Below are 2,475 nucleotides of genomic sequence, written 5' to 3' on the forward strand. Positions count from 1 at the left end.
ACGATGACTCTTTAATATTATTTCCTGTTTTGTATACATACTTATCATTTTCCGAACGTCTCTGATTGGACGTTCAAGTTGGTAATAAGTGGTATACTTTTAAATTGAAATGTGGGGTAGTTTTATATTAATATATACACCTTTGATGCATTATAGTTTTTAGGAGCCAACATCATCCCGTCACCATCCATGGCGAATACACAGAGCTGCAATAGGCTTCTGATCTGCATCAAAAGGTGGTTGTTGTCCCTGACCTCGAAGCAAACAAGGTTTCCTTTGGAATCAATGGACTTTTTGTTTCCCAGCAGCCCGGTAAGATTTTTTCTAAGGTCTTGGATTTCCTCCAAGGTTTTGAGTTTTTTCTTCTTCTGTTTCATTGTTCAAGTTTTTGGGTTGGCAATCATGTTTATTCCTTCAAAAGGAGTTTTTCTATTCGATCGTAGCTGTCCAACTGGTCGTCTGGAAGAATATCAATGACCAACTCCAGTATGGTGATCACTGCATCATCCTTGGATAGAAAGGGAAGTCTTGGAGAATCCAGTTCGTTTTCATTGTCAATGGTGGACATGCACAGCCTTAACAGGCAAGAGATGACATAGCGCAGTTCTGAATTGTTTTCCACCTTGAACACTACTTCTTGGACTTGCGGTTCATCCTTCCCATGATACCTTCGTTTTCTTGGGTTCAACATACCAATCACTTTGTCCAATAGTTCCTTTTCGTTGTTATGGCTTTCAATTTTCTTTTCCATGTCCTCTTTTTAAGGTGTAGTTCCTTTATCAGAAAGCATGAGTTCCCGCATTTCATCCAGATAGTTGCCCTCTTCCAAGGGAATGAGGTTTTTAGTAAACTCCAGTACGGTCTTTACATCCTCTTTGATGTTTTTGATGTCCAAGGTCATATCACATTGCTCGTCCAAGGCCAGGATACATACATTGAGGGTCGATTTTAAGGTGTAGAAAAGGGAGAAGTGACTGTGGATATAGACATGGTTGAGATAATATCCTTTTTTTGTCCTTCGATTTGCAGGTCTCATCATTTCAAAGTTTTCCTTGCTCAATTGCCTAATCGTGTCCAATAGGTTGGGCTCTTCTATATTTTGGGTTTCGAACAAAGCCTCTTTTTTACTTGTAATAGGGGTCTGTAAAAGCTCAAGTTCCTTTTCGAACAATTGCTTGATCTCATCCAAAAAGCATTCAAGCTTTTGTTCCAAAATGTCCAATTGACCCCTTTCAATATGGAAGGAGTTTTCATATCTTGAACTGGAATAGGCCCGATCCAATAGTTCCAACAACTCCATTTCTGTATGGTCATCAAGATTGAACATTCCCTTCATTCGGTATATGTTCCTTTCCATGAACTTTTGATGGACTCCTATCTTATGACAGATTTTGACTTTTCCGCAGAGAAAGCCTTCCAAGACCCTGTATCCCAGTTCAAAGCCTTGATGGGCCATAAAGGCAGCTTGGGATAGGTTATTATCTGACATGAAGTATTTGAACCCCTTTTGAAAGGCAAAACTGCCTTCCAAGGATGTCCGAAAGTCCTCCTCAATGTTTTTCTGGACTTTCTCATTGGTTAGTTCTTCATGTTGTTTCCAAGGAAAGCTAATTTCCCGATTTCCAAATATGAGATGTTCGGTCCGACAATGGTTGATGAAAAACAGGTTTCCATTAGCCAGTTCTGTTTTGGCGTAATCATGGGAAAAGAGATTGTGGAAATGATCTTGATGGTCAAAAAACAACCCTTGGACAATGGGAAGGAACTTGTTGTTTATGTCATTTTTGGGTGCATCAATAATGATGTTCCATCTGAATTTAAAGGTGTTCTTTTTTTCGAGGCCCTTGTTCAGATAGACCTGTGCAACATTCGGAATTACTTTGATAATATCCGATAAAAGCCCCTGTATCTGGGGGTCTAGCTGTTTCTTTCTTTGTGATAAGGAATCCATATGTCGAAGTTTTAAGGTGAATTTCAATCCATTGGTATAGATTTTCTATACCAATGTATAAAATTAATACTCATTTTCTACACGAATTAGATAAAATTTTATATAGGTGTATCTAAAATCTATCTTTATGTATCAAAATTTTATATTACTAAAATGACAGACCTAGGATTATATTTGGCCAAAAAGTCCATCAACAAAGCGGAAGTGGCGAGAAGGACAGGCATAAGTAAATCAAGGATAAGTCAATTGAGTTCCAACCCGACCACGAAACTAAGGGCAGAGGAACTCTACCTTATTTCATTGGCCATTGATATTGACCCTTGTGAAGTAATGAAGGAATTATATGGAAATGTGAAGCTTCCTAATTGAGGTTTTACCTCGCTCAGTAAATTAGTTTCGGTAAGTATTCTATGGACTTTCCAAATTAAATTGGATAATTTTTGGGCATTATTTTTCCCTATCAATACACCCCGTCCATTTGCGGGGGGCGATATTGAAGGAAAAAATAATGGTTATGAGGCGTG

At 38.3% G+C, this 2,475-nt stretch carries 4 protein-coding genes; 1 reads left to right on the forward strand and 3 read right to left on the reverse strand.

Annotated features, from left to right (window positions below; translation table 11 throughout):
- Positions 1 to 122: 122 nt before the first annotated feature.
- Genes AC13CC_RS00085 through AC13CC_RS00095 form a run of 3 tightly spaced genes read right to left on the reverse strand, consistent with a single transcriptional unit; the run spans position 123 to position 1,951 of the window.
- Positions 123 to 377: a hypothetical protein gene (locus AC13CC_RS00085; protein WP_482876277.1), complete on the reverse strand. Its 255-nt coding sequence runs from the start codon at positions 375 to 377 to the stop codon at positions 123 to 125.
- A gap of 29 nt (positions 378 to 406) precedes the next feature.
- Positions 407 to 751 carry a hypothetical protein gene (locus AC13CC_RS00090; protein WP_482876278.1) on the reverse strand — a complete coding sequence of 115 codons (345 nt, stop codon included), beginning with the start codon at positions 749 to 751 and terminating at the stop codon, positions 407 to 409.
- Positions 752 to 760: 9 nt separating this feature from the next.
- Positions 761 to 1,951, reverse strand: coding sequence for a hypothetical protein (locus AC13CC_RS00095; RefSeq protein WP_482876280.1), 1,191 nt, complete (start codon positions 1,949 to 1,951; stop codon positions 761 to 763).
- A 153-nt stretch (positions 1,952 to 2,104) separates the two neighbouring features.
- Here AC13CC_RS00095 and AC13CC_RS00100 point away from each other — a divergent pair, with 153 nt between their 5' ends.
- The gene (locus AC13CC_RS00100; RefSeq protein ID WP_207031515.1) at positions 2,105 to 2,320 is read left to right on the forward strand and encodes a helix-turn-helix domain-containing protein; all 216 of its coding nucleotides are present in this window, start codon (positions 2,105 to 2,107) and stop codon (positions 2,318 to 2,320) included.
- Positions 2,321 to 2,475 lie beyond the last annotated feature (155 nt).

The organism is Flagellimonas sp. L-11 (assembly GCF_056857735.1).